The sequence below is a fragment of the Microbacterium esteraromaticum genome, assembly GCF_016907315.1.
GTDB classification, from domain to species: domain Bacteria; phylum Actinomycetota; class Actinomycetes; order Actinomycetales; family Microbacteriaceae; genus Microbacterium; species Microbacterium esteraromaticum.
In genome coordinates this window covers 3,208,789-3,233,408 of sequence record NZ_JAFBBS010000001.1, presented here as the reverse complement: position 1 = coordinate 3,233,408, position 24,620 = coordinate 3,208,789, and the positions used below count along the sequence as shown (strand labels likewise).

Below are 24,620 nucleotides of genomic sequence, written 5' to 3'. Positions count from 1 at the left end.
GCCTCCGATTCTACGCGAGCGAGGCCCCCACTCCGAGCGCGGCCCGCAGGGCATCCTTCGCCCGCTGATAGCGGCCCCGTGCGGTCGATGCCGGGATGCCGAGCACGTCGGCGGCATCGGAGATGCTCAATCGCTCCCAGTGCACGAGTCGGATGAGCTCCGCCAGGTCAGGCTCGAGCCGGTCGATGGCATCTCGGACCTCGGAGCCGTCGTCGGCTGGCGGTGCTGTCGCCGCCTCCCGCACCTGCAGGCGGATGCGGTCGGCCAGCGCCCATCGCCGACGCTGCCCCCGGGCGTGATTGAGCAGCGTGCCCCGGGCGATGCCGAACAGCCACATGCGAGTACGCTCGGCGTCGCCGGGGAGCTCCGCGACCCGGCGCCAGGCGACGACCATCGTCTCGCCCAGCAGGTCGGGGGCATCGTCGGGTCCGACCCGCCGTTCGAGGTAGGCGAGAAGGGCGGATGCCGAGGACTCGAGAGCACGGGTCAGTCGCGCGTCGTCATGGCGGCTCACTCCTGTGCACCCTCTCCGCCCCACTCCTCGCCCTCGCAGTGCAGCTGGCTGTGAGCCTCTGCGCCGGCGAGACCGTGCTCCGAGTCGTAGCCATGCGCCTTCAGCTCGTTGTGCATCGCTTGACCCATCGCCTGCTCGTGAGCTGTCCAGGCGTTGAGGTCGGCGATGCGCGGATCCTTCGCCGCCTCAGGGTCACGCGCCATCGCCTCTTCGATGACGGCGAACGACTCAGCGAGGAAAGGATCTGCGGCGGCCTCGACATCCGTCTGCGCGAACCAGTCGTCGAGGATGCGATTCACGTTGGCCTCGACGAACGGATCGGCGATGTCGTAGCCGCTGAACCGAATCTCGCACTGCCCCCACGTCGGCGCGGTGTAGGTGTAACTGCGGTTCGGGTTCTCCAGCCCCGCGATCCAGACCCAGTCCGAGTTGGCCGTGGCCACGCCGGCGGTGCCGATCAGCGCCACCGCGGCGATACCCGTGATCAGCGATGCCCTTCTGCGTCGCTTCGGCGGGCGCACCGTGTCGTGGGCGTCTGCCGTCATCTGCGCCAGGGCGGAATCGCGCCCCCTCCCCCTGTCCGCGAGCACGGGCGCGGATTGGTCGAGCAGGTCGTCGAGCGAATCGGTCATGAGGTCCTCCTTCAGCGGGTCTCACTCATGACCTGTCCGGCGGGGCGTGAAACGTCCTCAGCGCCAGGGAAGATCGTGGATGGCGTGCAGGGCCTCGTCGAACTGCGACTCCAGCGAAGCCTGACCGGGCCCCCGCTCCGCCCACACGCGCACGGAGGAGAGCACCGCTGTCGCCAGAGCCGATCCGAGGATGTCAGCACGAACCACCTCGACTCCTGCGCTGCGCGCCGTCGCGGCGATCGCGGATGCCATCCGGGCGTGCCGGAGCCCCGTGTCGCGCATCAGCTCCGCCTCCACGCCCATCGCGCTGGCGTTGCGCAACGCGAGTGCGAGCGGGTCGGGCGCGAGGCCGTGAAGCATCGGACGCAGCGCGTCTCGCACCGAGTCGCCGTCGGCATCCGTCCCCAGCCGAGCCAGCGCCACCAGCGCGGCGTCGACCCTGGCGTCGAAGCCGGACCACAGCACATCGCTCTTCGACGAGAAGTAGTTGAAGAAGCTCGATCTGCTCACCCCTGCCCGCTGGGTGATGTCGACGATCGAGGTCGCCTCGTACCCCTGCTCGAGGAAGAGCTCGCACGCGGCCTCGGCGAGGGTCTCGCGCGACGAGGCCCGTGGGCGTCCTGCTCGCGAAGCCGTGGTCATAGCGCTCAGCGTAGCCGCGCGTCCCGTGCGGCGCGGCTGGGATCGGCGTATGGTGGTGCGAGGAAATTTCTTGGACACCATCCAACAATCGAGAGAGGGCTTCATGCTCGACATCCAGCTCCCCGGCCTGGCGCCCGCCTACGTGCCCTACCTCGACGGATGGGAGCTGCAGCGCAGCATCCACCGCGACGTCGTGTCAGGCACGAGACCCGACACGCTGCTGCTGCTCGAGCACGAGGCGGTCTACACCGCCGGCACACGCACCGAGGATCACGAGCGTCCGCAGGACGGCACCCCCGTGGTCGACGTCGATCGCGGCGGCAAGATCACGTGGCACGGCCCTGGTCAGCTCGTCGGATATCCCATAGTCCGCCTGCACCCGCCGATCGACGTCGTGGCGCACGTGCGTCGGCTCGAGCGCCTGCTCATCGGCGTCCTCGAGCCTCTCGGCGTCGACGGCCATCAGGTCGAGGGCCGCAGCGGGGTGTGGGTGCGCCGACCGCTGGGTGAGGACAAGGTCGCCGCGATCGGCGTGCGCGTCCAGCAAGGCGTCACGATGCACGGGTTCGCCATCAACTGCGACAACACGCTGGCGGGCTTCCGCGGAATCATCCCGTGCGGCATCACCGACGCCGGCGTCACAACCGTCAGCGAGGTCACCGGTGCGCACGTGACACCGTCGGACATCGTGCAGGCCGTCGCAGACGCATTCGCCGCGGAGTACACGGGCGAGAACCAGGGAGTCGCCGCATGAGCGCGGCTCGCCCCGAAGGGCGCAAGCTGCTGCGGCTCGAGGCCCGAAACGCCGAGACGCCGATCGAGCGCAAGCCGGAGTGGATCAAGACCAAGGCGAGGATGGGTCCGGAGTACACCGCACTGCAGTCGCTGGTGAAGACCGAGGACCTTCACACGGTCTGCCAGGAGGCGGGATGCCCGAACATCTTCGAGTGCTGGGAGGACCGCGAGGCGACGTTCCTCATCGGAGGCTCGCAGTGCACGCGCAGGTGCGACTTCTGCCAGATCGACACCGGCAAGCCCGACGCGTACGACACCGATGAACCGCGCCGAGTCGCCGAGAGCGTGCAGCGGATGGCGCTGCGCTACGCGACCGTCACGAGCGTCGCTCGCGATGACCTGCCGGACACGGGTGCCTGGCTGAACGCCGAGACTGTGCGGCAGATCCACGCCATGAACCCGAACACGGGCGTGGAGCTGCTCGCGAACGAGCACAACGCGGACCCGGCGTTCCTGGGGCAGATCTTCGACGCGCGGCCGGAGGTCTTCGCGCACAACGTCGAGACCGTGCCCCGGATCTTCAAGCGGATCCGGCCGGCCTTCGCCTATGAGCGCTCGCTGAGCGTGATCACGCAGGGGCACGACGCCGGGCTCATCACGAAGTCGAACCTCATCCTCGGCATGGGCGAGGAGCCGGAGGAGGTCGTCCAGGCGCTGCAGGACCTGCACGATGCAGGGTGCGACATCATCACGATCACGCAGTACCTGCGTCCGACGCCCCGTCATCTTCCGGTCGCCCGCTGGGTCAAGCCCGACGAGTTCGTCGAGTTCAAGGCCGAGGCGGAGCGCATCGGGTTCCTCGGCGTGCTCGCCGGCCCTCTCGTGCGTTCCTCCTACCGCGCCGGGCGTCTGTGGGCGCAGTCGATGATCTCGAAGGGCCGCGAGATCCCGCCGCACCTCGCGCACATCGCCGAGAGCGCCGACCTCGGCTTCGCCCAGGCCGTCTGAGCGCGTCTCATCGCACTCGGGCGCCAGAGGTGCCGTGGGACCGCCGACCCGCAGATGCGGACTACGTGATCCTGGAAGATCCGGAGGGCAACCGGTTCTGCGTCGTCGACCAACCTGATCGGTCGGGCTGGAGCGACTCGTGAGGACCTCGACGACTAGTCGGCACTGGTGACTGATTGCACCGAGCCGTCGGACGCCAGATTCACCAGCAGGACTTCATCGGTCTCATCGGCATCGAGCGCGTACTCGAGCACCGCGAACGGCTCCGACCCGCCGTGCTCGTCGGCAAGGATCGTCATGCTCGACAGGCGCAGCGATCGGATGATGTCGACAGCGGCGTCGCCGCTGACGTCGACGAGCACATCCTCGAGATCGTCGCCGAACGCCTCCTGCTGCTGCAGGATGTACTCGGTCACCTCGCTGGTGCGGTCGTCGACCTCGGTCAGCATCGCGCCGCGCACCGAGGCATCCAGTTCCTCGATCCCGGCGATCAGAGCCGCCGCGACATCCAGCGCCGCGATCGAGACGTCGTCCTGATCAGGGGCGGTGAGGTCGACAGTCACCGACTGGTCGCCGAAGTCGACGCGCTCCGTCCAGAAGATGGCGCCGTCAGGCCCCGAGGACAGGACCCCGAAATAGTCGTGTTCGATCGCCATATCGCTATGAAACCAGCCTCTCCGCCGTGGCGGTAGTCCTACGCTCCGACGAGAGACGACACGAACACGTGCGGCGTGAAGCCGGTGAGATCGTCGATCCCCTCGCCCTGGCCGAGCAGCTTGACCGGGATGCCCGTTCGCTCCTGCACCGCGAGCACGAACCCTCCCTTGGCTGAGCCGTCGAGCTTCGTGATGACCAGCCCGGTGACGCCGGCATGCTGCAGGAACGACTCCGCCTGCATGACGCCGTTCTGACCGGTCGTGGCGTCGAGCACCAGCAGGACCTCGCTGATCGGAGCCTGCTTCTCGACGACTCGGCGCACCTTCGACAGCTCGTCCATCAGACCGCTCTTCGTGTGCAGCCGACCCGCGGTGTCGATGATGGCGATCTCGATGCCCTGGTTCTTCGCGTACTCGACAGTCTGGAACGCGACGGATGCCGGGTCCTGTCCCTCGTGCTGAGGTCGCACGAGAGCCGCTCCCCCGCGCTGTGCCCAGGTGGCCAGCTGCTCGACAGCAGCCGCGCGGAAGGTGTCGGCGGCACCGACGACGACGCTGCGCTCGTAGCCGCGCAGGAACTTGGTGAACTTGCCGATCGTCGTGGTCTTGCCGACGCCGTTGACGCCCACGACCAGCACGACGGCCGGACGCTCGGTGAGCTTGAGGGTGGTGTCGAACTTCGCGAAGCGCTCTTCCAGCGTCTCGCGCAGCATGCGCTGCAGATCCCGCGGATCGGTCGTGCGGTAGCGGTCGACCTTCTCATGCAGCTCGTCGAGCAGCTGCTCGGTGATGTCGGGACCGAAGTCGGCTGTGATCAGCGCCGTCTCGAGATCTTCCCATGTCGACTCATCGATCGTGGGCTTGACGAACATGCCGCGCAGCGCGCGACCGAGGGACCAGGACTTCTCCGCCATGAGTCCAGCCTAGATCCCCGTATGGGTGCAGAATCCCCGATGGGGATCAGGCCGAGGCTGCGGCCCGATCGCCCACACGCTGACCGACCACTGCCGACACGCCGTCCTGCCGCATCGACACGCCGTACAGCGCGTCCGCGATCTCCATAGTGCGCTTCTGATGCGTGATCACCAGCAGTTGCGAGCTCTCGCGCAGCTGCTCGAAGACCGTCAGCAGACGGCCCAGGTTCGCGTCGTCGAGCGCCGCTTCTACCTCGTCGAGGATGTAGAAGGGGCTCGGACGGGCCTTGAAGATCGCGACGAGCAGGGCGACGGCCGCGAGAGACCGCTCACCGCCCGACAGCAGTGAGAGCCGCTCGATCTTCTTGCCGACCGGCCGAACGGCCACCTCGATGCCGGTCGTCAGCATGTCGTCCGGATTGGTGAGCGAGATGCTGCCGGAGCCCCCGGGGAACAGAAGCGGGAAGACCTCGCCGAACGCCTGCTTCGTGTCTTCGAAGGCCGCCGCGAAGATCGTCTGCATGCGCTCGTCGAGCTCGGCGATGATCGTGAGCAGGTCCTGCCGCGTCTTTGTGAGGTCGGCGAGCTGCTCGGTGAGGAAGGCATGCCGCTGCTCCAGAGCGGCGAACTCCTCGAGCGCGAGCGGGTTGACCCGGCCGAGCTGCGCCAGCTTGCGCTCCGCCTCTTTCAGCCGGCGCTCCTGAACGCGGCGGTCGAACGGGACGGCCCCGGCCTCGTGCTCGTCATCGTCATCTGTCGCAGCGCCTGGATCACGGGGGATCGGCTGATCCGGACCATATTCCGGGACGAGAATATCCTCCTCGAGTGCGAGTTCTGACGCCACTCGGTCTAGCAGGCTGCTCAGGTGGAGCTTCTTCTCGTGGATCTGGAGTTCGAGGCCGTGAACGCTCTCGGTGAGCGCGGCGAGACGGTCTCGCAGCGCGGTCTCCTGCTTGCGCAGAGAGACGAGCTCCTCATTGTGTGCGGAACGCTCTGCCTCGGCCGCGGCGAGGGCGACGCGCGCCTCGCTGACGGACCGATCGATCGAGTCGAGCACGCGCGGCAGCTCCTCAGCGACTGCCGATGCGGCGGCTCGCTGCCCGCGGCGGATCACCGCCCGTCGTGCGGCCTCCGCGGCGGCGTCACGCTCCTGTTCGCGCTGGCGCTCGAGGGCGACGACTCGCGCCTGCGCGGCACGCACGCGTTCCCGCAGCATCTCGATCTCGAGCCGTGCGCGCACCTCTGATTCACGAGCGGATTCCAGTGCCTCAAGAAGTCCATCGCGAGCGGAGGCGTCCAGCACAGGGCGCGGCTCGGACTCGGCTGCCCGGAGCTCCGCCTTCGCTGCTTCCGCCTTCTGCTCGGCGTCAGCGACGGCCGACTGCGCCTGCGCGAGACTCGTCTCCAGGCGATCGCACTCGGCGACTGCGGCCTCGTGCTGCACGGTCACCCTGTTGAGCTGCTCCGCGTGGTTCGCGAGCGCCGCATCATGCTCGCGCAGCGCTCTCAGTGCATCCTTCGCCACGCGGCGCGCCGTCTCCACGCGATCGGTGGCATCGATGCGGGCCTCCCTCAGCGCGTCGACGACGGTCCTGACCTCGGCGAGCCGCTCGGCTGCGGCATCGCGCTCCGCGGCGAGCTCGAGCCGTGAGGCCTCGCCCGATCCACCGCGCAGGGTGTGCGCGGTGACGACCTCGCCGTTCTTCGTGACGATGGTCGACCTGTCGTCCCCCAGCTGGTCCAGCGCCGCTCTGGCCGTGCGCGCCGCGGCGAGGTCGTCGGCGACCAGCACGGCGGCGAGCAGCCCGCGCACGCCGTGAGGCGCATCGACGACGTCGATGGCCGGCACGACACCGTCGACACTCGTGCCGATCGCCTCGGCGGCGACCGTGCCCTCCGCGATCACGAAATCGACCGTCCCTCTGGTTCCCTCAGCGACGAGAGTGAAAGCGACGTGCGGCTCATCGACGAGGACGCCTTCGGCGAGCGGTCCGAGCACGGCGGCGATCGCACTCTCGAATCCAGCCCTGACCTGCACCGAGTCGCCCACCAGCCCGCGTACGCCTGACACACCGGATGCCACGATTTCGGCCGCGCCGCCAGACAGCGAGAGCGCGCTGGTGAGCGCGGCGGCCTTGGCGGTCAGCGAGTCCGCCTCGCGCTCCGCCTCATGCAGCCGCTCGCGCAGGGAGTCGCGCTCGGCTTCCGACGCCGTGACCTCCTTCTGCGCTGCGTCGTAGGCGGCGGCGAACTCGGCTGCCGAGCCTTCAGGGGCGTGCGCCTCGTCGATCGCCTCCAGCGCGTCGGCGGCCTCCCTGCGCCGCTGATGCGCCGACTCGAGGGCCTGCTCCTGCCGCAGCACGGCGCCGCGTACAGCTGCGAGTGCCGAGGCGGCGGCGTCGGCGTTGCCGCGCAACGTGCTCAGGCGCATGTCGTACTTCGACACCAGCGCGCTCTGCTCGGCGATGTCGACGTCGAGGGTGTCGAGCTCAGCGCGGGCGTTCACGACCTCGCGGCTGGCCGCGACAGCAGCATCCTGCGCGTCGCCGAGCCCTTCCGAGATGCGCGTGACCTCATCTCCAGCCTCGTCGATCGTGTCCTGCGTGACGGTTATGGCCGTGACCGCATCGTCTTCCTCGCTGCCGAGCAGGGCGAGGCGCTGATTCGCGAGCGTGTAGAGGCTGCGCATGCGCTCCTGCGACTGCTCCAGCGCGAACGCGATGCTGCGCGCCCGGTCGACGGCGGCCGAGTTCTGCTGCTGCTCGAGTCGCTGGATGCCGACGCGCACGGCGTCGGCCTGCTCCGAGAGCACGAGTCGCTCGGTGTGCCTCTCGTGCTCCGTGCGGGTGTGATCGGCGAGGGCTGAACGCAGGGCCACCACGTCGTCGGCGAAGAGCCGCGCCTTGGCATCCCTGACCACGGCGGCGATCGTCTGCGCCTCTCGCGCGATCTCGGCCTGGCGACCGAGCGGCTTGAGCTGGCGCCGGATCTCCCCTGCGAGGTCGCTGAGCCGGGTGAGGTTGGTCTCCATAGCGTCGAGCTTGCGGACCGTCTTCTCCTTGCGGCGACGGTGCTTCAGGATGCCGGCGGCCTCTTCGATGAAGCCCCGCCTGTCCTCGGGCGACGCCTGCAGCACGGTGTCGAGCCTGCCCTGACCGACGATGACGTGCATCTCCCGCCCCAGGCCGGAGTCGCTGAGCAGCTCCTGCACGTCGAGAAGGCGGCAGCTCGACCCGTTGATCGCGTACTCGCTGGAGCCGTTGCGGAACAGGGTGCGGCTGATCGTCACCTCGGCGTAGTCGATGGGCAGGGCGCCGTCGCTGTTGTCGATCGTCAGCTGCACCTCGGCGCGGCCGAGTGGTCCGCGGGTCGACGTGCCGGCGAAGATGACGTCCTCCATCTTGCCGCCGCGGAGTGTCTTGGCCCCCTGCTCCCCCATCACCCAGGCGAGGGCATCGACGACATTCGACTTGCCGGAGCCGTTCGGCCCCACTATGCACGTCACCCCGGGTTCGAACACGAATGAGGTCGGCTGGGCGAACGACTTGAAGCCCTTCAGCGTCAGGCTCTTCAGGTGCATGCCGGCGCCTTCGGGGTCATGGGGTCCACGCGTGAGACGCTACCGGAGAACAGCCGGAATGACGGGGATTCCGCGCCGTTTCACGCACGTTCGAACCGACTGACGACGTGGTGCGACACGCCGACGCGGGATGAAATGCTTGACGCGGGCTGTGAATCTTCACTAGCGTTACGTCCGATCACAAGAGAGGGGGTCACCGATGATTACGAACAACAACGCCGCTTGGTTCTGCACCAAGTCGCCAGTGCGCGCGCCATACGCCGCCGTGTCGGTGACCTTCGCCCGTTCTCAGGGCTAGAACCACCCCGCCTCTTCCGATTTCACAGACGCCTCCGAGCGTCTGATCGATGATCGCCGTCGCCGCCTTTCCGGCAGCCGACCTCCGCCCGCACGTCGGGCCACGCCCGTCAGCATCCTGACGCGGGTCGAACTCCGTATCGGCCCGTCTCTCGGCGATGCTGCGTCCCCGGGCGCCGACTCCGCCGTCCGCGGCGGTGGCTTCGCCCAGCCATCTCTACAGAAAGCGCACACATCGTGAGCACCGTTCTGCTGACCGACCACCGGCAGCAATCCACATCCATCCATCCGCCGGATACCGAGGGTCGTCAGACCATCAGCATCCCCGACCGAGACGGTCTGCAGCGTCTGACGCTCACCGGCCGACTCTCCTTCCGGATCGGACTCTGGCTGCTGCAGCGCAGCACCAGGGCTCGTGCGACCGCCACCACTCTCACACCGGATCTCGACCGCCGACCCATCCGTGAGACCGAGGCGATCAACCTGCTGGCCTGGGGCCTGCAGCGCAACATGCTCTGAGAGGCAGATGATGTCCATCACCCTTCCCGCCGGCGCGACCCTGCGTCCGCTCGAGCTCACCGCCCGAGCGGACGCGGGGTCGTCCCCCGCTGTTCGCGCCTACGCTGCCGTCCGCAACGAGATGCTCATCGAGGCCACCGGCCGCGACGATGACTGCCTCACGGCCTCGGAGCTGTTGTCGACGCTCTCGTCCACCCCCGACCGGGATCGACGCCACTGGGCGATCGAGCTCGACGGCGACACCGTCGGGCGCTGCGCGCTCGACATCGTGCTCGACGACGGCGGCGAGACCGCGTTCGTGACCGTCGCCCTGCTTCGCCGCGCGTGGGGCCGCGGAATCGGTCCGGCGGCATACGCGCAGGTCGAGAGGGTGGCGCGGGATGCCGGCGTGCGCAAGCTGCTCAACTGGTCGGGGCACCACGACGGCGAGGCGGCGTTGCCCCGGCTCGACTCCCCCACTGGATTCGGCTCCGCTCCCCTCGACCGCACGGCGCGCTTCCTTCAGCGCGAGGGCTTCCGGCTCGAACAGGTCGCCCGCGGGAGTGCGCTGGTCTGGGGCGAGGGCACCGTGGATCGGATCGCGGCGCTTCGTGACGATGCGACCGCACATGCGGGTGACTACCGCGTGGTGCAGTGGATGATCCCCACCCCCGACGAGCACATCGACGGGTATGCGTGGATGAAGTCGCGCATGTCGACCGACGCGCCCGACGGCGAGCTCGGCATGCCCGAGGAGACCTGGGACGCCGATCGAGTGCGGCGCCAGGACTCCCGCATCGCCCAGCGCGGATGGTCGATGCTCGTCACGGCGGCTCAGCACGTGACGACCGGCGAGCTGTGCGCGTTCAACGAACTCGCGATCGGCGACGATCCGTCGGCCGGTTCCCACCAGTGGGACACCCTCGTGCTCTCCGGACACCGCGGGCACCGACTCGGGATGCTGGTGAAGACCGCAGGGCTGCTCGCCTGGCGCGAGCGCCACCCTCTTTCACCCCGTGTCACCACGTACAACGCCGAGGAGAACCGGCCGATGCTCTCCATCAACGAAGCCGTCGGCTTCACACCGATCGCCTATGAAGGCGCCTGGAGGAAGGACCTCACATGAGCCTGACCACGACCGCCGATGGGGCCGCCGCGGCTCTCACGATCACAGAGCTGACCGTACCGGAGACGCTCGACAGCGCGGATGCGACGGAGTTCCACGCGTTCGTCGCCCTGAACAATGCCATCTGCCTGAGTGACACGGGCCTGCGCGACTTCGACCGAAGCGCCGAGGAGATGCTGCCGCACTGGCGCGAGAGCACCGACGAGGTGCATCTCACTCTGCTCGCCCGCGAGGGGCGCGAGATCGTCGGGGCGGTGACGGTGAGCCACGCGACGGCCGAGCCCACGAGCGCCGAGGTCGACCTGATGGTTCTCCCCGAGAACTGGGGACGTGGTATCGAGACGGCGCTGCTCGCCGCGGCGGAAGCCGAAGTGCGTGCACTCGGCCGCAAGGTGATCCAGGCCTGGACACTGCACCGGCCGGCGCCGGGCGAGGCGCCGCTGATTCCGAAGACCGGGTGGGGTCGCGTGTCGCGTACGCCGCACGCGCAGCTGCTGGCCGACGACGGCTTCACGCTCGAGCAGGTGGAGCGCAACAGCGCCTTCGACCTGCAGGGCGATCTCGCTCCGATCGAGCGGATGCTCGCCGACGCACTAGCTGTCGCGGGCGCCGACTACAGGCTGGTCGAATGGACCGTGCCGACGCCGCCCGAGTTGCGATCGGGATACGCGTGGGCGCTGTCGCGGATGTCGACGGACGCCCCGAGCGGAGATCTCGAGATCGATGAGGAGATCTGGGACGGCGATCGCATCGCGAGGCGAGACGCACGATTCGTCGACGGCGGCCAGACGGTCTCGGTGTCAGCGGTCGAGCATGTGCCCACGGGCACGCTGGCCGCATTCAACGAGCTCGTCACGGGCAGCGATCCCGAAGGGGTGACTCACCAGTACTGCACTCTCGTGCTCAAGGAGCATCGTGGCCATCGCCTGGGACAGATCGTGAAGTGCGCCAACATCCTGCGGTGGCGGGGCATCGCGCCGCAGTCACCGCGCATCACCACGTTCAACGCCGAGGAGAACCGCCCGATGCTCGACATCAACGAGGCGATGGGCTTCACTCCCGCGTCGTATGCGGGCGCCTGGCAGAAGAAGCTCGACTGAATCATCCCGGAGGATGATCCCCTGCTCAGGGGATCATCCTCCGGTGCGATGATCCGGCGGGGTGCCGAGCCGGATGCTGGATTCATGACCGATTCCGTGCTCTCCGCTCGAACCCTGACCAAGTCCTACGGCGCGACTCGCGCCCTCGCCGGTGTGGATGTCGAGGTGCGCCGGGGCGAGTCTCTCGCCATCATGGGGGCGTCTGGTTCGGGCAAGACGACCCTGCTGCACGTGCTCGCCGGCATCGTGAGCCCCGACGCCGGAGCAGTGTCCTTCCATCCCGCCTCCGGTGCGCCCGTCGATGTCACCGCCCTCAGCGAATCCGCGCGGTCGGGGCTGAGGCGCGAGCGCTTCGGATTCGTGTTCCAGCAAGGACTGCTGATCCCCGAGCTGACCGCGATCGAGAACGTGGCGCTGTCTCTCATGATCAACGGGATGAAGCGACCCGCGGCCATCACGCACGCGGCCGGGTGGCTGCAGTCCCTCGGGCTTGCGGGCAGGGAGGAGCGCCGGATCGGCGAGCTGTCGGGCGGGCAGGCGCAACGCGTTGCGATCGCTCGCGCGCAGGTCACCGGGGCCGAGCTCATCTTCGCCGACGAACCGACAGGAGCCCTCGACTCCCACACATCGAGCGAGGTGATGGATGCGCTGCTCTGGTCAACCACCGGCCAGGGACGCACACTGGTCGTCGTCACGCACGATCCTCAGGTCGCCGCGCGCTGCTCGCGCACGCTGTCGATGCGCGATGGTGCGATCGTCTCGGAGGTGCAGGCATGAACCCCGGCGTGATCCGGATGCTGCTTCGCCCAGCCCCTGGGAGTGCGGCGACCATCGTCATCCCTGCTACCGCGTTCGCGATCGTGACCGCCCTCGTGCTGACGGTCGTCGGCGGCGCGCAGTCGTTCTGGGCATGGGACGACGAGTACGCGATGGTCTATCAGGTGCTCGCCGCCGTCGCCCTGGTACTGCTCGTCATCCCCCTGGCCTCACTCGGGGGTGCAGCCGCCCGTCTGTCGGCGCGCCGGCGCGACGAGCGCCTCTCGACGCTACGACTGCTCGGCGCCACTCCCGCAGCGGTAGGCGCGCTGACCGTGATCGAGTCCACTCTGATCGCCGCCGCGGGCGCGATCGTGGGCGTGCTGGGTCATCTTCTGCTCTCGCCCCTCATCGGGCTCGTCCCGTTCCGAGGCGCGGCTCTCGGCGCGTCGGCCGTGCTCCTTTCACCCCTGCAGATCGCCGCGATCGCCGCCGGTGCGCTGCTGCTCGCCGCGGCCAGTGCGGTCCTGGGGCTTCGCAGGGTCGTCGTCTCGCCCCTCGGCGTGCGGATGCGCGCCCAGGCATCGGGCGCTCACTGGCTGCGGGCTGTACTCGCCGTGCTGCTGCTGGCGGGCGCGTTCGCGCTGGCGCAGCTCGTGCCGTCGCTTGCGGGGGCGGTGTCGATGGCGGCGCTGCTCGCGGCGCTGTTCGGCGGGGCGCTCGCCCTGCTGAACCTGGTCGGACCGTGGGCGCTGAAGGTGGCGTCCCGTCGTCAGGCGAAGACCGCGACGACGGCAGTTCGCCTCCTCGCTGCCCGCACCGTGCTGGACGATCCCAAGGCCGCGTGGCGGCAGGTCGGCGGCGTCGCGATGGCGAGCTTCATAGCGGTGTTCGCCGGCACCGGTGTGTCGCTCATGGACGTCATGAGCGCCTCGAATCCGGCATCCGCTGATCTTCAGCTCATCGTCGACATGCGCACGGGCCTGATCATCACTCTGGTCGCATCGTTCCTCATGGTGGCCGCGTCCGTCGGCGTCACTCAGGCATCCGATGTACTCGACCAGCGCGGTCTGCATCGCAGTCTGCATCACCTGGGAATGCCGATGCAGACGGTGGATGCGGCGCGCCGGCGGGCGATCATGTCGCCGCTGCTGGTCACGGCGCTCGGCTCGGCTGTGTGCGCGGGCGTCGTGGTGTTCCCTCTTCTGGGGATGACGCTGATCATCGCTCCGCTCTCACTGCTCACGATCGCCGCAGTGCTCGCCTCGGGCATCCTGCTGGTGTGGCTCAGCACTCTCGCGACGCGCCCACTGCTTCGACCGGCGTTCACGACGGTGTGACGGCGGCGCTGGCAGACTGATCGGATGATCCTGCGCACACCGCGTCTCGAGCTGCGTGAGATGACCGAGGACGATCTGCCGGCGCTGCGCGCCATTCTGCAGGATGCCGAGACCATGACCGCGTACGAAGGAGCGTTCGACGAGGAGATGGTGCAGGCGTGGTTCCAGCGGATGCGCGACCGCTACCGCGACGACGGCTTCGGGCTGTGGGCCGTGATTCTCCGTGAGAGCGGCGAGATGATCGGCCAATGCGGACTCACCCGGCAGCACATCCTCGACGACGACGTCATCGAGGTCGGCTACCTCTTCAACCGGGCGCACTGGCATCGCGGATACGCCACCGAGGCGGCGACGGGCTGCCGGGATCACGCGTTCACCACCTTGCAAGCGGACCGGGTCTGGGCGCAGGTGCGCGATACGAACATCGCCTCGATGAACGTCGCGATCCGGCTCGGGATGACGGTGCGTGGCCGCTTCATGAAGAACTACCGCGGTGTGGCCATGCCGCATCTGGCCTTCGCGATCGACCGTCCTGCAGCCTGAGTCCGCGAGCCGGTCGCATCCGCGATCGTCCCGTTCAGCGCGGGCTGCCGGCCCCATCTGCGCGGTCACGCATGACCACGACCGCGATGACGACGCCGGTCAGACGGTCGCTCTCAGCGCCTCCGCTGACATCGCGGGCAGTAGTGGCTCGAGCGGTTCATGAACGCCTCGCGACGTATCGGGCCCCCGCAACGCGGGCATGCGTCTCCCCCGCGGCCGTAGGCGTTCAGGCTGTGCGCGAAGTACCCGGCCTGTCCGTTCACATTCACGTACTGCGCATCGAAGCTCGTTCCGCCCTCAGCGAGGGCCTTCTCGAGCACCAGGCGCACCTCGGCCATCAGGCGGCGCAGCGCCTGTAGCGAGATCGCCGTGCCGTGGGTCTCGGGGTGAATCCGCGCAGCCCACAGCGATTCGTCGGCGTAGATGTTGCCGATGCCGCTCACGAGCGTCTGATCCAGCAGGATCCGCTTGATCGCGCTCGATCGACGCCGAACCTTCGTGATGAACATCGTCTCGTCGAACGCGGGGTCGAGAGCATCGCGAGCGATGTGCGCGACCTGGGAGGGAACCCGCGCGTCCGCGCTGCCGTAACCGCCAGGAGCAGAGTCGGGAGTCGGCAGCAGCCTGTCGACGGCCAGCGAGCCGAAGGTGCGCTGATCCGCGAAGACGACCGCGAGCACACCGTGATCCGGATGCTCGATACGCAGCCGCACACGCTCGTGGCGCTCGAGGGGTGCGTCCGGATCCCGGAGCAGCATCTGCCCGCTCATGCCGAGGTGCGCGACGAGAGCCTCCGGCTCTGCGGCGCGGTCTGCGAGGGGCAGCCAGAGGAACTTGCCTCGGCGCGCCGCGCCTCGGACGTCCCGCCCTTCGAGCCGTCCGACGAAGTCAGCGGCGTCGCGCGGATGCCTGGTGAGCGCGCGCTCATCGAGCACATCGACCGACAGCACTCTGGCGCCGGTGACCGCAGGGGCGAGGCCGTGGCGCACGACCTCGACTTCAGGGAGTTCGGGCACGCCGATTCAGACCCGGTCGCTGAGCTGTCGCCAGGCGGTGAGCGCAGCGGCCATCTCTGCGGTCTTCTTGCTCGTGCCCACTCCCGTGCAGGCCAGGTCACCCACCCGCACCGTCGCCGTGAAGACGCGGTCGTGGTCGGGGCCGGCGGACTCCACCGAGTAGATGGGCGGGGTCGACCCCAGCCGCGCTGCGAGCTCCTGCAGGCTCGTCTTCGGATCCATCGCCGCGCCGTACCGCTCGGGGTCGGCCAGCAGCGGCTCCGTCAGCCGCAGCACCAGCTCGGTCGCAGCATCCGGCCCGGCCGACAGGAACGTCGCGCCGAAGACGGCCTCCATGGTGTCGGCGAGGATCGAGTCCTTGTCACGCCCACCGGTCTGCTCTTCGCCCCGGCCGAGGCGCAGGTGGTCACCGAGGCCGATACCGCGAGCGACCTCGGCGAGGGCGACGGTCGACACGACGCTCGCGCGTCGTTTCGCCAGCTCGCCCTCGTCGAGGTCGGGGTGCGTAGTGAAGAGCATGACGGTCACCGCGAGTCCGAGCACCGAGTCCCCGAGGAACTCAAGACGCTCGTTGTTCGGGATGCCGCCGTGCTCGTAGGCGTAGGAACGGTGCGTGAGCGCCCGTTCCAGCAGCTCGGGATCGATGTCCACGCCGAGCTTCTCGATCAGCGAGGCTCTCCTCGCGAGAATCTCGGTCATGACCGATCCGATCAGGCGTCGGCGACCTTGCGGCCCTTGTACTCGAGGAACAGCTCGGTGCCCTGCGAGTCGCTGACGACCTTCGCCTGGTGCGGGCGGCTGTAGACGACCTTGCCGTTCTCGACGGTCTTGACCAGCGCGGGAGCCTCGGCCTTCCACTGCGCGCGGCGCGAGCGGGTGTTCGAACGGGAGACCTTGCGCTTCGGGGGGTTACCAGCCATGACTAGCTCTCTTCTTTCTCGGCGGGGCGGCTCTCTGCCGCACCGTCCTGGTCTGTGATCTGTCGGAGCGCACTCCATCGAGGATCGATGGGAGCGGGGCTCTCTGCGCCAGTGCTCTCGGCCAGCCTCTCACCCGTGTTCGGGTCGAGACCCGGGCAGTCCGGCTGACACACCGGCTGAAAAGGAAGCGACAACACGATCGCATCCCTGACCAGAGTTTCAAGATCCACGTGGTCGTCTTGAACTTCGAAGTCAGTTTCTTCCTCACCAGGATACGCGAAAAGCTCCTGGAACTCGACTTCGACAGGCGCAGAGATCTCTGTGAGGCAGCGACCGCACTCTCCGGAGTACTCCGTATCCGCCGTTCCCGACACGAGGATGCCCTCGTGGACGGACTCCAGACGCACGTCGAGATCAAGGGTCTCGCCGGCTTCGACCGCGACGATGCCCTCACCCCACTTCTCTGCGAGGGTTACCTCGAAGCGGTGCTCGCGCATCTCTCCCGGCTTGCGGACGATGTCGCGGACGGGAAGGAAGAAGGGGCCGTTCACTCGGGATTTCACCCCGCCATGCTACCCGGCTCAGAGCCCGCGAGCTCCGGTGTCGAGGAACGAGGCGACCACGGGCGGCACGAACGGCGAGACGTCGCCGCCCAGACCCGCGACCTGACGCACCAGCGAACTCGACACCATGGCGTGGGCGGGGTCTGGCAGCAGGAAGACCGTCTCGATGTCGGCGAGGTGGCGGTTCACGATCGCCATCGGCGACTCGTAGGCCACGTCGACCTGCGAGCGGATGCCCTTGACCAGCACGCCCGCGTCCACATCGCGCGCGTAGTCGACCAGGAGGCCCATGCTCCAGGAACCGACGATGATGTGACCCTCGATGCCGGCCTCGGCGATCGACTGCTCGAGCAGACTGAGACGCTGCGCGATCGGCAGCATCGCCTCTTTGCCGGGGTTGTGCACCACGAGAACGTGCAGTTCGTCGTAGAGACGAGCCGCACGCGAGATGACATAGAGGTGACCCAGGGTGGGCGGGTCGAAAGACCCGGGAACGACGGCGATCCGAGAATTCACGACACCAGCCTAGGGCACTGTCCCCTCAGTTCTTGCTGAGCGCCGCCCGGTCCGATTCGCTCACCCGTCCGGCGATCGCGATGCGGAGTCCGGAGTGCTCGAGCAGCGCCGGGTCGACCTTCAGGATGTCGGCAGCGATGTCGCGCGCGTACGCGATGAGCCCCGCGTCCTTCACGACCCGCAGCAGACGAAGCGACGACTTGACGCCTGCTTGCGCGGCCCCGAGCACATCGCCCTCGCCGCGAAGCTCGAGATCGACCTCGGCGAGCTCGAAGCCGTCGAGCGTCGCAGCCACCGCCTCGACTCGTTCGCGGGCGAGCGAGCCGCCTTCCGCCTCTGTCACGAGGAGACAGAGACCAGGGTGCTCGCCTCGCCCCACGCGGCCGCGCAGCTGATGCAGCTGCGAGACGCCGAAGCGGTCGGCGTCGAGGATGACCATGGTCGATGCGTTGGGGACGTCGACACCGACCTCGATCACGGTGGTCGCGATGAGCAGATCTATCTCGCCGCGCGCGACGGCGCGCATCACGGCATCCTTCTCTTCCGCGGGCATCTTGCCGTGCAGGACCGCCCTGCGCACTCCGCCCAGCACGGGATGCGTCGCCAGCAGCTCGTCGAGCTGCACCACACCCCATCGCGGGCCCTTTCCCTCGACGTCCGGAGGGGGCTCGTCGCCGGACTCGCCGGAGTCCTTGGTGGTGTCGATCGCCGCGCAGACCGCGAACACCTGCCTGCCCTCAGCGATCTCCTCGGCCGCGCGCGCCCAGACGCGCTGGAACCACTCCGGGTGCTCGGCCAGCGGCGCCACGTGCGTCGTGATGCCCGCACGCCCTGCCGGCATCGACCGGATCACCGACGTATCGAGGTCGCCGAACACGGTCATCGCGACGGTACGGGGAATCGGCGTCGCCGTCAGCACGATCGCGTGGGGCGCCGTGCCCTTCGCCCGAAGCATCTCGCGCTGCTCGACGCCGAACCGGTGCTGCTCGTCGACCACGACGAGCGCGAGATCGGCGAAGGTCGTCTTCTCCGACAGCAGAGCATGAGTGCCGATCACGATCAGCGACTGACCCGATGCCACGCGCAGCGCCGCCTTGCGCCGCGCAGGCGCAGACATCTGGCCGGTGAGGAGGGTCGGGATGAGCTCGGCGGACATGTCGGGACCGAGCATCTTGGTGATCGAGCGGAGATGCTGCGCGGCGAGCACCTCGGTAGGGGCGATGAGCGCCGCCTGTCCCCCGGACTCGGCGGTCTGCAGCATCGCGCGCAGCGCGACGAGCGTCTTGCCGGAACCGACCTCGCCCTGGATGAGCCGGTTCATCGGACGATCTGCGGCGAGATCGGCGGCGATCTCAGCGCCTACGCGCTGCTGGTCTGGGGTGAGAGTGAACGGCAGGATCGCGTCGAAGCGCTCGAGCAGTCCACCGGGGTGCGACACCCGCGGAGTCGCCGTGAGTGAGCGCACCTGCATCCGCTGCTGCAGCAGGGCGGTCTGCAGCACCAATGCCTCGTGCATGCGCAGTGTGCGGATCGCGGGGTCGATGTCGGCGCGGCGCCGGGGCCGGTGGATCGACTCGATCGCCTGGCGCGCCGTCAGCAGCCCCTCTCGGGCGCGGATCTCGTCGGAGAGCGGGTCCGGCACGTCGCCGACCTGATCGAGCACGGCGCCGATCACCTTGGCGATCTGCCAGCTCTGCATGGCCGAGGTGGCCGGATAGATCGGGATGGGCACGTCCTGCAGCGCATCGGCCTGCCGGTACGCGCTCTCGGTGTCGTCGAAGAGCTGGTAGTCGGGGTGGGCGAACTGCACCCTGTCCTTGAACATGCCGACCTTGCCCGAGAAGATGCCACGACGCCCGACCGACAGCTCCTTCTTCCGCCATTCGGCCTGACCCAGGTTCTTCGCGAAGAAGGTCAGCGACATCTGCCCCACGCCATCGCCGATGATGACCTCGAGCATCGCACCGCGGCGGTTGCGCATCTCGCGTGCGGTCGCCGAGACCACCTCGCCGACGATGGTGACCGTCTCGCCGATCGGCAGCTCGAGGATCGGCGTCAGCTCACCACGGTCGGCATAGCGACGCGGATAGTGCCCGAGCAGCTCGGCCACGGTGGTCATGCCGAACGCCTTGTCGAGGGTCTTGGCCGTGGACGTGCCGACGGCGGTCGTCAGCGGCGTGTCGAGCTCGAGGGGCATGCTCCGAGTCTAGGGAGAACCGGAGACATCCCCGCCGTGTCGTATCGTGATCGGGTGACGAGGATCATCGCCGGCGCCGCGCGCGGCGCACGTCTGGACGTGCCGGGTGCAGGCACCCGCCCCACCAGCGACCGGGTGCGGGAGTCGCTCTTCGGAGCCCTGGAATCGATGGATGCCATCTCCGGCGCGCGCGTGCTGGACCTGTACGCAGGCAGCGGCGCGCTGGGCCTCGAAGCGTGGAGCCGCGGTGCCGAGCGCGTCGATCTCGTGGAGATCTCGCGGCCGGCGGCGAACATCGTCGGGCGCAACGCCGCAGTGGTGGCCAAGGCCATGGGAGCCGCACCCGTCGCGAAGGTGCATCAGAGCGCGGTGCGGGCCTACCTCTCACGGGCGCAGGGACCGTTCGACCTCGTGTTCACCGATCCGCCCTACGACCTCGTCGATGCGGCGATGACCGCCGATCTGGTCGCCCTCGCTCCGCTGCTCTCGGCGGACGCGGTGGTCGTCATCGAGCGCGGCAAGCGCGCCACGCCCCCGGATCTCGACGCCTCCGGCCTCACGATGCTGCGAGAGAAGGCCTACGGAGACACCCGCGTATGGTGGGCAGAGCGCGCCCACGGCGGTGCCTGAGTCCTCGTCGTTGCGCAGTCAGCGCGTGTGATCCCAGTCGCGGTACGGGTCCCACCCTGTCTCGGTGACGGGCGCCCCGTCGACGAGCACCGGTGCGCCCGCGCGGGCGATCACCGTGCCGATCTGCACGAACCCCTCCGGCACCCTGCCTGCGGGGAAGGTCGCGAGCAGGCCATGGTCCTCTCCACCGCCCAGAGCCCGGTCGCGAGCTCCGCCGAACGCCAGCTCGTCCAGCGCCGCCCCTGAGAACTCGATCGTCACGCGCGAGGCGTCAGCGATCCTCGAGGCGTCCAGAGCGAGGCCATCCGACACGTCCATCATCGCGGTGGCACCGGCATCCGCCGCCGCCGGCCCGAGCGCGATGGGCGGCATGGGGCGCAGCTGCCGGTCCACTGCGCCTCGCTGCACAGCATCCAGCGCCGAGCGATCGAGCTGCACCGGCGTCGTCCCGTCGCGGAAGCGACCGAACAGCAGACCGAGACCCGCGGCGGCGACGCCCAGCTCACCGGCGACGGCGACAGCGTCGCCCGGCGTGGCACCCGCGCGGGTGACAGCGGCGCGTCCTCCGAGGTCTCCCAGAGCGGTGACCGCGACGACCAGCAGCTCCGAGACCGTGAGATCGCCACCGACCACCGAGCACCCGGGAGCAAGCTGAGCGCAGCACTCGCGGAAGCCGTCGGCCATCGCCTCGACGAACGACAGGCGCGTGTCGGCGGGCACTGCCAGCGAGACGAGCAGCGCGGTGGGCACGGCGCCCATCGCCGCAACGTCCGCGAGGTTGACGGCGGCCGACTTCCAGCCGAGGTCGAATCCGCTCGACCACGCGAGCCGGAAATCGGGACCTTCCACGAGAGTGTCTGCGGTCGCCACGACCGACCCCGACGGCGCAGCCACCACGGCCGCGTCGTCACCAGGACCGAGCAGCGTGTGCGCTGCCGGGGCGGTGCGCGCGAGGATGGCTCGAAGCACCCTTCCCTCCGAGATGTCGCCGATGCGCGGGTCGTCGTCGGATCCGGGTGCCATGCCGACAACGGTAGCCTGGAATCATGCTTCGCCGTCTCACTCTGATCACCTGTGCAGCGGCGATGCTCGCTCTGACCGGCTGCTCTACCACGGTCGCGCTGACGCCGGCCGACGACGCGAACAATCCGCAGTGCGCCGAGGTCACGGTGCGTCTGCCTGCGAGCATCGCCGAGCAGGATCGCCGCTGGACGGACGCCCAGGCGACCGGTGCCTACGGCTCGGACGGCAAGACGACCGTCATCGTGACGTGCGGTGTGACGGTGCCAGGCCCGACCGCAGAACTGCAGTGCGTGACACTGGAAGGCATCGACTGGCTCGTCGACGAGTCGGAGGCTCCGAAGATGCGCATGACGTCATACGGTCGCAACCCCGCCGTCCAGGTGTTCGTCGACACCGAGCTCGTCAGCGCCAACAAGGTGCTGACGAGCCCTGGTCTCGTCTCGGGCCTGCGCATGATCGACGCCGAGAGCGCCTGCACGACGCCGGACGAGCTGTCCGAGTAACGCGTCGGCAGGCCCGAGCTCGCAGCGCTCGAGCGCACCAGCACCGTCAGCGGCGCAAGCCGCCCTCGACCAGCTCGGTGATGAGGTCGCCGTAGCTCAGACCCGAGGCGATCCAGCACTTGGGAAACATCGAGATCGGGGTGAAGCCGGGCATGGTGTTGAGCTCGTTGACGACGATCTCGCCGTCGGCGGTCAGGAACACGTCGACGCGGGCGAGGCCCTTGCCGTCGACCGCCTCGAACGCGCGCACGCCCACCTGCTGCACCGCAGCGATCTGGGCATCCGACAGCTCGGCAGGACAGACCACGTCGACGCCCTCGCCCCCGAGGTACTTGCCCTCGAAGTCGTAGAAGCCGCGGGAGGTGAGCACGATCTCCCCCGGCAGCGAAGCCCGCACCCCGTCGGTCGAATCCAGGATCGCCACCTCGATCTCGCGGCCGACGATGCCCGTTTCGACGAGCACCTTCTCGTCCTCCGCGAACGCGATCTCGAGCGCCGCATCGAGCTCGCCGAGGTCGGCGACCTTCGACACGCCCACGCTCGACCCCGCGCGAGCGGGCTTCACGAACAGCGGCAGGCCGAGCTCGGCGATCGCGGCGCGCAGAGGCGCCGAATCCCTCTGCCACGCGCGCTGCCGAACCGTCACCCACGGTGCGACGGCTATGCCGTCGGCCTCGAGAGCGACCTTCATGAAGTGCTTGTCCATGCACATCGCCGAGTCGAGCACTCCCCCGCCCGCATAGGGGATCTCGAGGATGTCGAAGAACCCCTGGATCGTGCCGTCCTCGCCGTGCGCGCCGTGCAGAATCGGCAGGACGACGTCGACCGTGCCGAGATCGACCAGCGACCCGTCGGGTGCGACGACCCGCAGCATCCGGTCTCCCCCGGCCTCTGGCCAGCGGATGCGGGTGCCGTTGTCGATGACCTCGGGCATGCTCTCGGCGTTCAGGGTGAACTTGGCAGGATCGTCCTGCTCGAGGACGAACGCGCCCTCGCGCGTGATCCCCACGGGGATGACGTGGTAGCGGTCCCGATCAATCGCCGCCAGCACCCCGCCCGCCGTTGCGGAACTGATCGAATGCTCGCTGGAACGCCCGCCGAAGAGCACCGCCACCGTCTGCTTGTCCATGGTTGGTCATCTCCTCCTGAGGAGTGTCGTCGTCGGTGGTCAGGTGCGGTGCGATGTCGCGGGGGTCCATACGGCCGTCCAGCACCATCTTCACCTGCTCCACGATGGGCATGTGCACTTCGGACTCATGGGCGAGCTGCAGGATCGGAGCGACCGAGGCGAGTCCCTCGGCGGTCTGATTCATCTGCTTGACCACATCGTGGAAGCTGTAGCCCTGACCGAGCAGGCGCCCGGCGGTGTTGTTGCGGCTGAGCGGCGACTGGCAGGTCGCGATCAGGTCGCCGAGGCCGGCGAGGCCCTGCAGGGTCTCGGGACGCGCGCCGTTGGCGACGGCGAAGTCGGTCATCTCGACTAGACCGCGTGTGATGATCGAGGCCTTCGTGTTCTCGCCGTATCCGACGCCGTCGACGATGCCGATCGCGACCGCGATCAGGTTCTTCAGCACACCGCCGAACTCGGTGCCGATGACGTCGGTGTTGACGAATGAGCGGAAGTACCTGTTGCGAGCCGTGCGAGCCACGGCATCCGCCGTCTCCTGGCTGCGGGAGGCGATCACGGCGGCCGTCGGCTGCTCTCGAGCGATCTCCAGCGCGAGGTTGGGGCCGGACGCCACCGCGATCCGGTCTGGATCGCAGCGCAGCTCCTGCTCGATCACCTGGCTCATGCGCAGGCCCGACGAGCGCTCGACGCCCTTCATCAGGCTGATGATCGGGATGTCATGTCCCGCGAGAAGCGGACGCAGAGCCTTGAGATTCTCACGAAGGGTCTGACTGGGCACCGACAGGTACACCTGCTCTGCCCCCTCGAGCGCGTGTGCCAGCTCGTGGGTCGCGCGCATGGTCCGCGGCAGGTTGATACCAGGCAGGTACTTCGAGTTGCGCTTCGCCTCGTCGATCTCATGCGCGAGCTCGGGCCGGCGAGCCCACATCGTGACCTGCGCCCCGCCGTCGGACAGGATCTTGCCGAAGGTCGTGCCCCAGCTGCCGGCGCCGACGACGGCCGCACGGGTGCCGGAGGGCTGCGGCGTGCGCTTATGAATCAAGGCGACCCGTCTCCTTCTGGCCGTGCTCGCCGGGGTTCCAGCGCTTGGCGGGGGCCTTCTCGTCGCGCAGCTCCTCGAGCAGCGCCGTGATCGCGGCCATCAGCCGGTCAGTGGCGGCGCTCAGAACACCGGGGTCGCCGGCGCGTCCGCGCAGGTCGGACAGATCGACCGGGTCGCCGATGAGCACACGTACGGGCTTGCGCAGAGGCCACAGGCTGAGACCCTTCTGGTAGCGGCCCATGATCTCCTGAGTGCCCCACTGCGCCATCGGGATGAGCGGGAGGTCACCGGTGAGCGCGAGTCTCACCGCACCGGACTTGCCGCGCATCGGCCACATGTCGGGGTCGCGAGTGAGGGTCCCCTCGGGGTACACGATCACTCCCCGGCCGTTCTCGACGAGTTCGCGGGACTGCGTGAGCGTCTGCCTGGCGGCGGACGCCGACGACGCCCGGGCGACGGGGATCATGCCCGTCTTGCGCAGGATCCAGCCGAGCACCGGAATGCGGAAGAGGCTGTCCTTCGCCATGAAGCGCGGCAGGCGTCCGCTGCGGTACACCGCGATGGCCACGATCAGCGGATCGAATTCCGAGTAGTGGTTCGGCGCCAGCACGAACGCACCCTCGCGGGGGAGCTTCTCGGCGCCGACCACCCTGATCTTTGCCAGCAGCGACACCAGGGGGATGACGATCGCGGCGAGCGGCCAGAAGAGGCTGGGGCGGCTCCGTTCAGAGGCGGCCATC

General features: G+C 68.7%; 26 protein-coding genes. 10 read left to right on the top strand and 16 right to left on the bottom strand.

Annotation, left to right across the window (positions count from 1 at the left end):
* Positions 1-10 precede the first annotated feature (10 nt).
* From JOE67_RS15395 to JOE67_RS15385, 3 genes are read right to left on the bottom strand one after another with little or no spacing between them, the layout of a single operon-like run.
* Positions 11-514 carry a sigma-70 family RNA polymerase sigma factor gene (locus JOE67_RS15395; RefSeq protein ID WP_204976478.1) on the bottom strand — a complete coding sequence of 168 codons (504 nt, stop codon included), beginning with the start codon at positions 512-514 and terminating at the stop codon, positions 11-13.
* Complete coding sequence (locus tag JOE67_RS15390; RefSeq protein WP_204976476.1) at positions 511-1,146, bottom strand: hypothetical protein; 636 nt, start codon at positions 1,144-1,146, stop codon at positions 511-513. Before JOE67_RS15390 ends, JOE67_RS15395 begins: the two co-directional genes overlap by 4 nt.
* Before the next feature lie 57 nt (positions 1,147-1,203).
* Entirely contained in the window at positions 1,204-1,788 is a 585-nt protein-coding gene (locus JOE67_RS15385) for a TetR/AcrR family transcriptional regulator (protein ID WP_204976474.1), read from the bottom strand.
* A gap of 103 nt (positions 1,789-1,891) precedes the next feature.
* On the opposite strand from JOE67_RS15385, the gene lipB reads away from it, so the two are divergent.
* A complete protein-coding gene (gene lipB, locus JOE67_RS15380) occupies positions 1,892-2,542 on the top strand; it encodes a lipoyl(octanoyl) transferase LipB (RefSeq protein WP_204976472.1) in 651 nt (216 codons plus the stop codon).
* Positions 2,539-3,531, top strand: coding sequence for a lipoyl synthase (gene lipA, locus JOE67_RS15375; RefSeq protein WP_204976470.1), 993 nt, complete (start codon positions 2,539-2,541; stop codon positions 3,529-3,531). The genes lipB and lipA overlap by 4 nt, the downstream gene beginning before the upstream one ends.
* 155 nt (positions 3,532-3,686) lie before the next feature.
* Here the strand turns inward: lipA and JOE67_RS15370 are convergent, their stop codons facing one another.
* From JOE67_RS15370 to smc, 3 genes are read right to left on the bottom strand one after another with little or no spacing between them, the layout of a single operon-like run.
* Positions 3,687-4,187: a DUF2004 domain-containing protein gene (locus tag JOE67_RS15370; RefSeq protein ID WP_204976460.1), complete on the bottom strand. Its 501-nt coding sequence runs from the start codon at positions 4,185-4,187 to the stop codon at positions 3,687-3,689.
* 38 nt (positions 4,188-4,225) lie between these two features.
* The gene (gene ftsY / locus JOE67_RS15365) at positions 4,226-5,101 is read right to left on the bottom strand and encodes a signal recognition particle-docking protein FtsY (RefSeq protein ID WP_204976458.1); all 876 of its coding nucleotides are present in this window, start codon (positions 5,099-5,101) and stop codon (positions 4,226-4,228) included.
* Positions 5,102-5,147: 46 nt separating this feature from the next.
* Positions 5,148-8,681 (bottom strand): chromosome segregation protein SMC, encoded by a 3,534-nt coding sequence (gene smc / locus JOE67_RS15360; protein WP_204976456.1) that lies wholly within the window; start codon positions 8,679-8,681, stop codon positions 5,148-5,150.
* Positions 8,682-9,215: 534 nt separating this feature from the next.
* On the opposite strand from smc, the gene JOE67_RS15355 reads away from it, so the two are divergent.
* The 6 genes from JOE67_RS15355 to JOE67_RS15330 all read left to right on the top strand — a co-directional run bounded on the left by JOE67_RS15355 (position 9,216) and on the right by JOE67_RS15330 (position 14,341).
* Positions 9,216-9,497 carry a hypothetical protein gene (locus JOE67_RS15355; protein ID WP_204976451.1) on the top strand — a complete coding sequence of 94 codons (282 nt, stop codon included), beginning with the start codon at positions 9,216-9,218 and terminating at the stop codon, positions 9,495-9,497.
* Positions 9,498-9,504: 7 nt separating this feature from the next.
* On the top strand, positions 9,505-10,602 hold the full coding sequence (locus JOE67_RS15350) for a GNAT family N-acetyltransferase (protein ID WP_239528178.1): 1,098 nt from the start codon (positions 9,505-9,507) through the stop codon (positions 10,600-10,602).
* Positions 10,599-11,702, top strand: coding sequence for a GNAT family N-acetyltransferase (locus tag JOE67_RS15345; RefSeq protein ID WP_204976450.1), 1,104 nt, complete (start codon positions 10,599-10,601; stop codon positions 11,700-11,702). The genes JOE67_RS15350 and JOE67_RS15345 overlap by 4 nt, the downstream gene beginning before the upstream one ends.
* A gap of 84 nt (positions 11,703-11,786) precedes the next feature.
* Positions 11,787-12,479 carry an ABC transporter ATP-binding protein gene (locus JOE67_RS15340; RefSeq protein ID WP_204976448.1) on the top strand — a complete coding sequence of 231 codons (693 nt, stop codon included), beginning with the start codon at positions 11,787-11,789 and terminating at the stop codon, positions 12,477-12,479.
* On the top strand, positions 12,476-13,798 hold the full coding sequence (locus JOE67_RS15335; RefSeq protein ID WP_204976447.1) for an FtsX-like permease family protein: 1,323 nt from the start codon (positions 12,476-12,478) through the stop codon (positions 13,796-13,798). The genes JOE67_RS15340 and JOE67_RS15335 overlap by 4 nt, the downstream gene beginning before the upstream one ends.
* A gap of 24 nt (positions 13,799-13,822) precedes the next feature.
* Complete coding sequence (locus JOE67_RS15330) at positions 13,823-14,341, top strand: GNAT family N-acetyltransferase (protein ID WP_204976446.1); 519 nt, start codon at positions 13,823-13,825, stop codon at positions 14,339-14,341.
* A gap of 113 nt (positions 14,342-14,454) precedes the next feature.
* Here JOE67_RS15330 and mutM read toward each other — a convergent pair whose 3' ends face one another.
* The 6 genes from mutM to JOE67_RS15300 are packed head-to-tail and all read right to left on the bottom strand — an operon-like array spanning position 14,455 to position 19,553.
* Positions 14,455-15,357: a bifunctional DNA-formamidopyrimidine glycosylase/DNA-(apurinic or apyrimidinic site) lyase gene (gene mutM / locus JOE67_RS15325; protein WP_204976445.1), complete on the bottom strand. Its 903-nt coding sequence runs from the start codon at positions 15,355-15,357 to the stop codon at positions 14,455-14,457.
* A gap of 6 nt (positions 15,358-15,363) precedes the next feature.
* Positions 15,364-16,056: a ribonuclease III gene (rnc, locus tag JOE67_RS15320; protein WP_204976441.1), complete on the bottom strand. Its 693-nt coding sequence runs from the start codon at positions 16,054-16,056 to the stop codon at positions 15,364-15,366.
* 11 nt (positions 16,057-16,067) lie between these two features.
* Positions 16,068-16,277: a 50S ribosomal protein L32 gene (gene rpmF / locus JOE67_RS15315; RefSeq protein ID WP_204976440.1), complete on the bottom strand. Its 210-nt coding sequence runs from the start codon at positions 16,275-16,277 to the stop codon at positions 16,068-16,070.
* Between the two features lie 2 nt (positions 16,278-16,279).
* Positions 16,280-16,828, bottom strand: a complete 549-nt coding sequence (locus tag JOE67_RS15310) for a YceD family protein (RefSeq protein WP_204976439.1) — start codon at positions 16,826-16,828, stop codon at positions 16,280-16,282.
* A 30-nt stretch (positions 16,829-16,858) separates the two neighbouring features.
* Positions 16,859-17,356 carry a pantetheine-phosphate adenylyltransferase gene (gene coaD, locus JOE67_RS15305; protein WP_204976438.1) on the bottom strand — a complete coding sequence of 166 codons (498 nt, stop codon included), beginning with the start codon at positions 17,354-17,356 and terminating at the stop codon, positions 16,859-16,861.
* A 25-nt stretch (positions 17,357-17,381) separates the two neighbouring features.
* Positions 17,382-19,553 (bottom strand): ATP-dependent DNA helicase RecG, encoded by a 2,172-nt coding sequence (locus JOE67_RS15300; RefSeq protein WP_204976437.1) that lies wholly within the window; start codon positions 19,551-19,553, stop codon positions 17,382-17,384.
* Between the two features lie 54 nt (positions 19,554-19,607).
* Between JOE67_RS15300 and rsmD the strand changes: the two genes are divergently transcribed.
* Positions 19,608-20,183: a 16S rRNA (guanine(966)-N(2))-methyltransferase RsmD gene (rsmD, locus tag JOE67_RS15295; protein WP_204976436.1), complete on the top strand. Its 576-nt coding sequence runs from the start codon at positions 19,608-19,610 to the stop codon at positions 20,181-20,183.
* 18 nt (positions 20,184-20,201) lie between these two features.
* On the opposite strand, the gene thiL is transcribed toward rsmD, so the two are convergent.
* Entirely contained in the window at positions 20,202-21,206 is a 1,005-nt protein-coding gene (gene thiL, locus JOE67_RS15290; protein WP_204976428.1) for a thiamine-phosphate kinase, read from the bottom strand.
* 23 nt (positions 21,207-21,229) lie between these two features.
* Here thiL and JOE67_RS15285 point away from each other — a divergent pair, with 23 nt between their 5' ends.
* Entirely contained in the window at positions 21,230-21,709 is a 480-nt protein-coding gene (locus JOE67_RS15285; protein WP_204976427.1) for a DUF3515 family protein, read from the top strand.
* 46 nt (positions 21,710-21,755) lie between these two features.
* On the opposite strand, the gene JOE67_RS15280 is transcribed toward JOE67_RS15285, so the two are convergent.
* From JOE67_RS15280 to JOE67_RS15270, 3 genes are read right to left on the bottom strand one after another with little or no spacing between them, the layout of a single operon-like run.
* On the bottom strand, positions 21,756-22,838 hold the full coding sequence (locus JOE67_RS15280; protein ID WP_204976426.1) for a D-alanine--D-alanine ligase family protein: 1,083 nt from the start codon (positions 22,836-22,838) through the stop codon (positions 21,756-21,758).
* The gene (locus tag JOE67_RS15275; RefSeq protein ID WP_204976423.1) at positions 22,744-23,880 is read right to left on the bottom strand and encodes an NAD(P)H-dependent glycerol-3-phosphate dehydrogenase; all 1,137 of its coding nucleotides are present in this window, start codon (positions 23,878-23,880) and stop codon (positions 22,744-22,746) included. The genes JOE67_RS15280 and JOE67_RS15275 overlap by 95 nt, the downstream gene beginning before the upstream one ends.
* Positions 23,870-24,619 carry a lysophospholipid acyltransferase family protein gene (locus JOE67_RS15270; RefSeq protein WP_204976421.1) on the bottom strand — a complete coding sequence of 250 codons (750 nt, stop codon included), beginning with the start codon at positions 24,617-24,619 and terminating at the stop codon, positions 23,870-23,872. Before JOE67_RS15270 ends, JOE67_RS15275 begins: the two co-directional genes overlap by 11 nt.
* Between the last annotated feature and the right edge of the window lies 1 nt (position 24,620).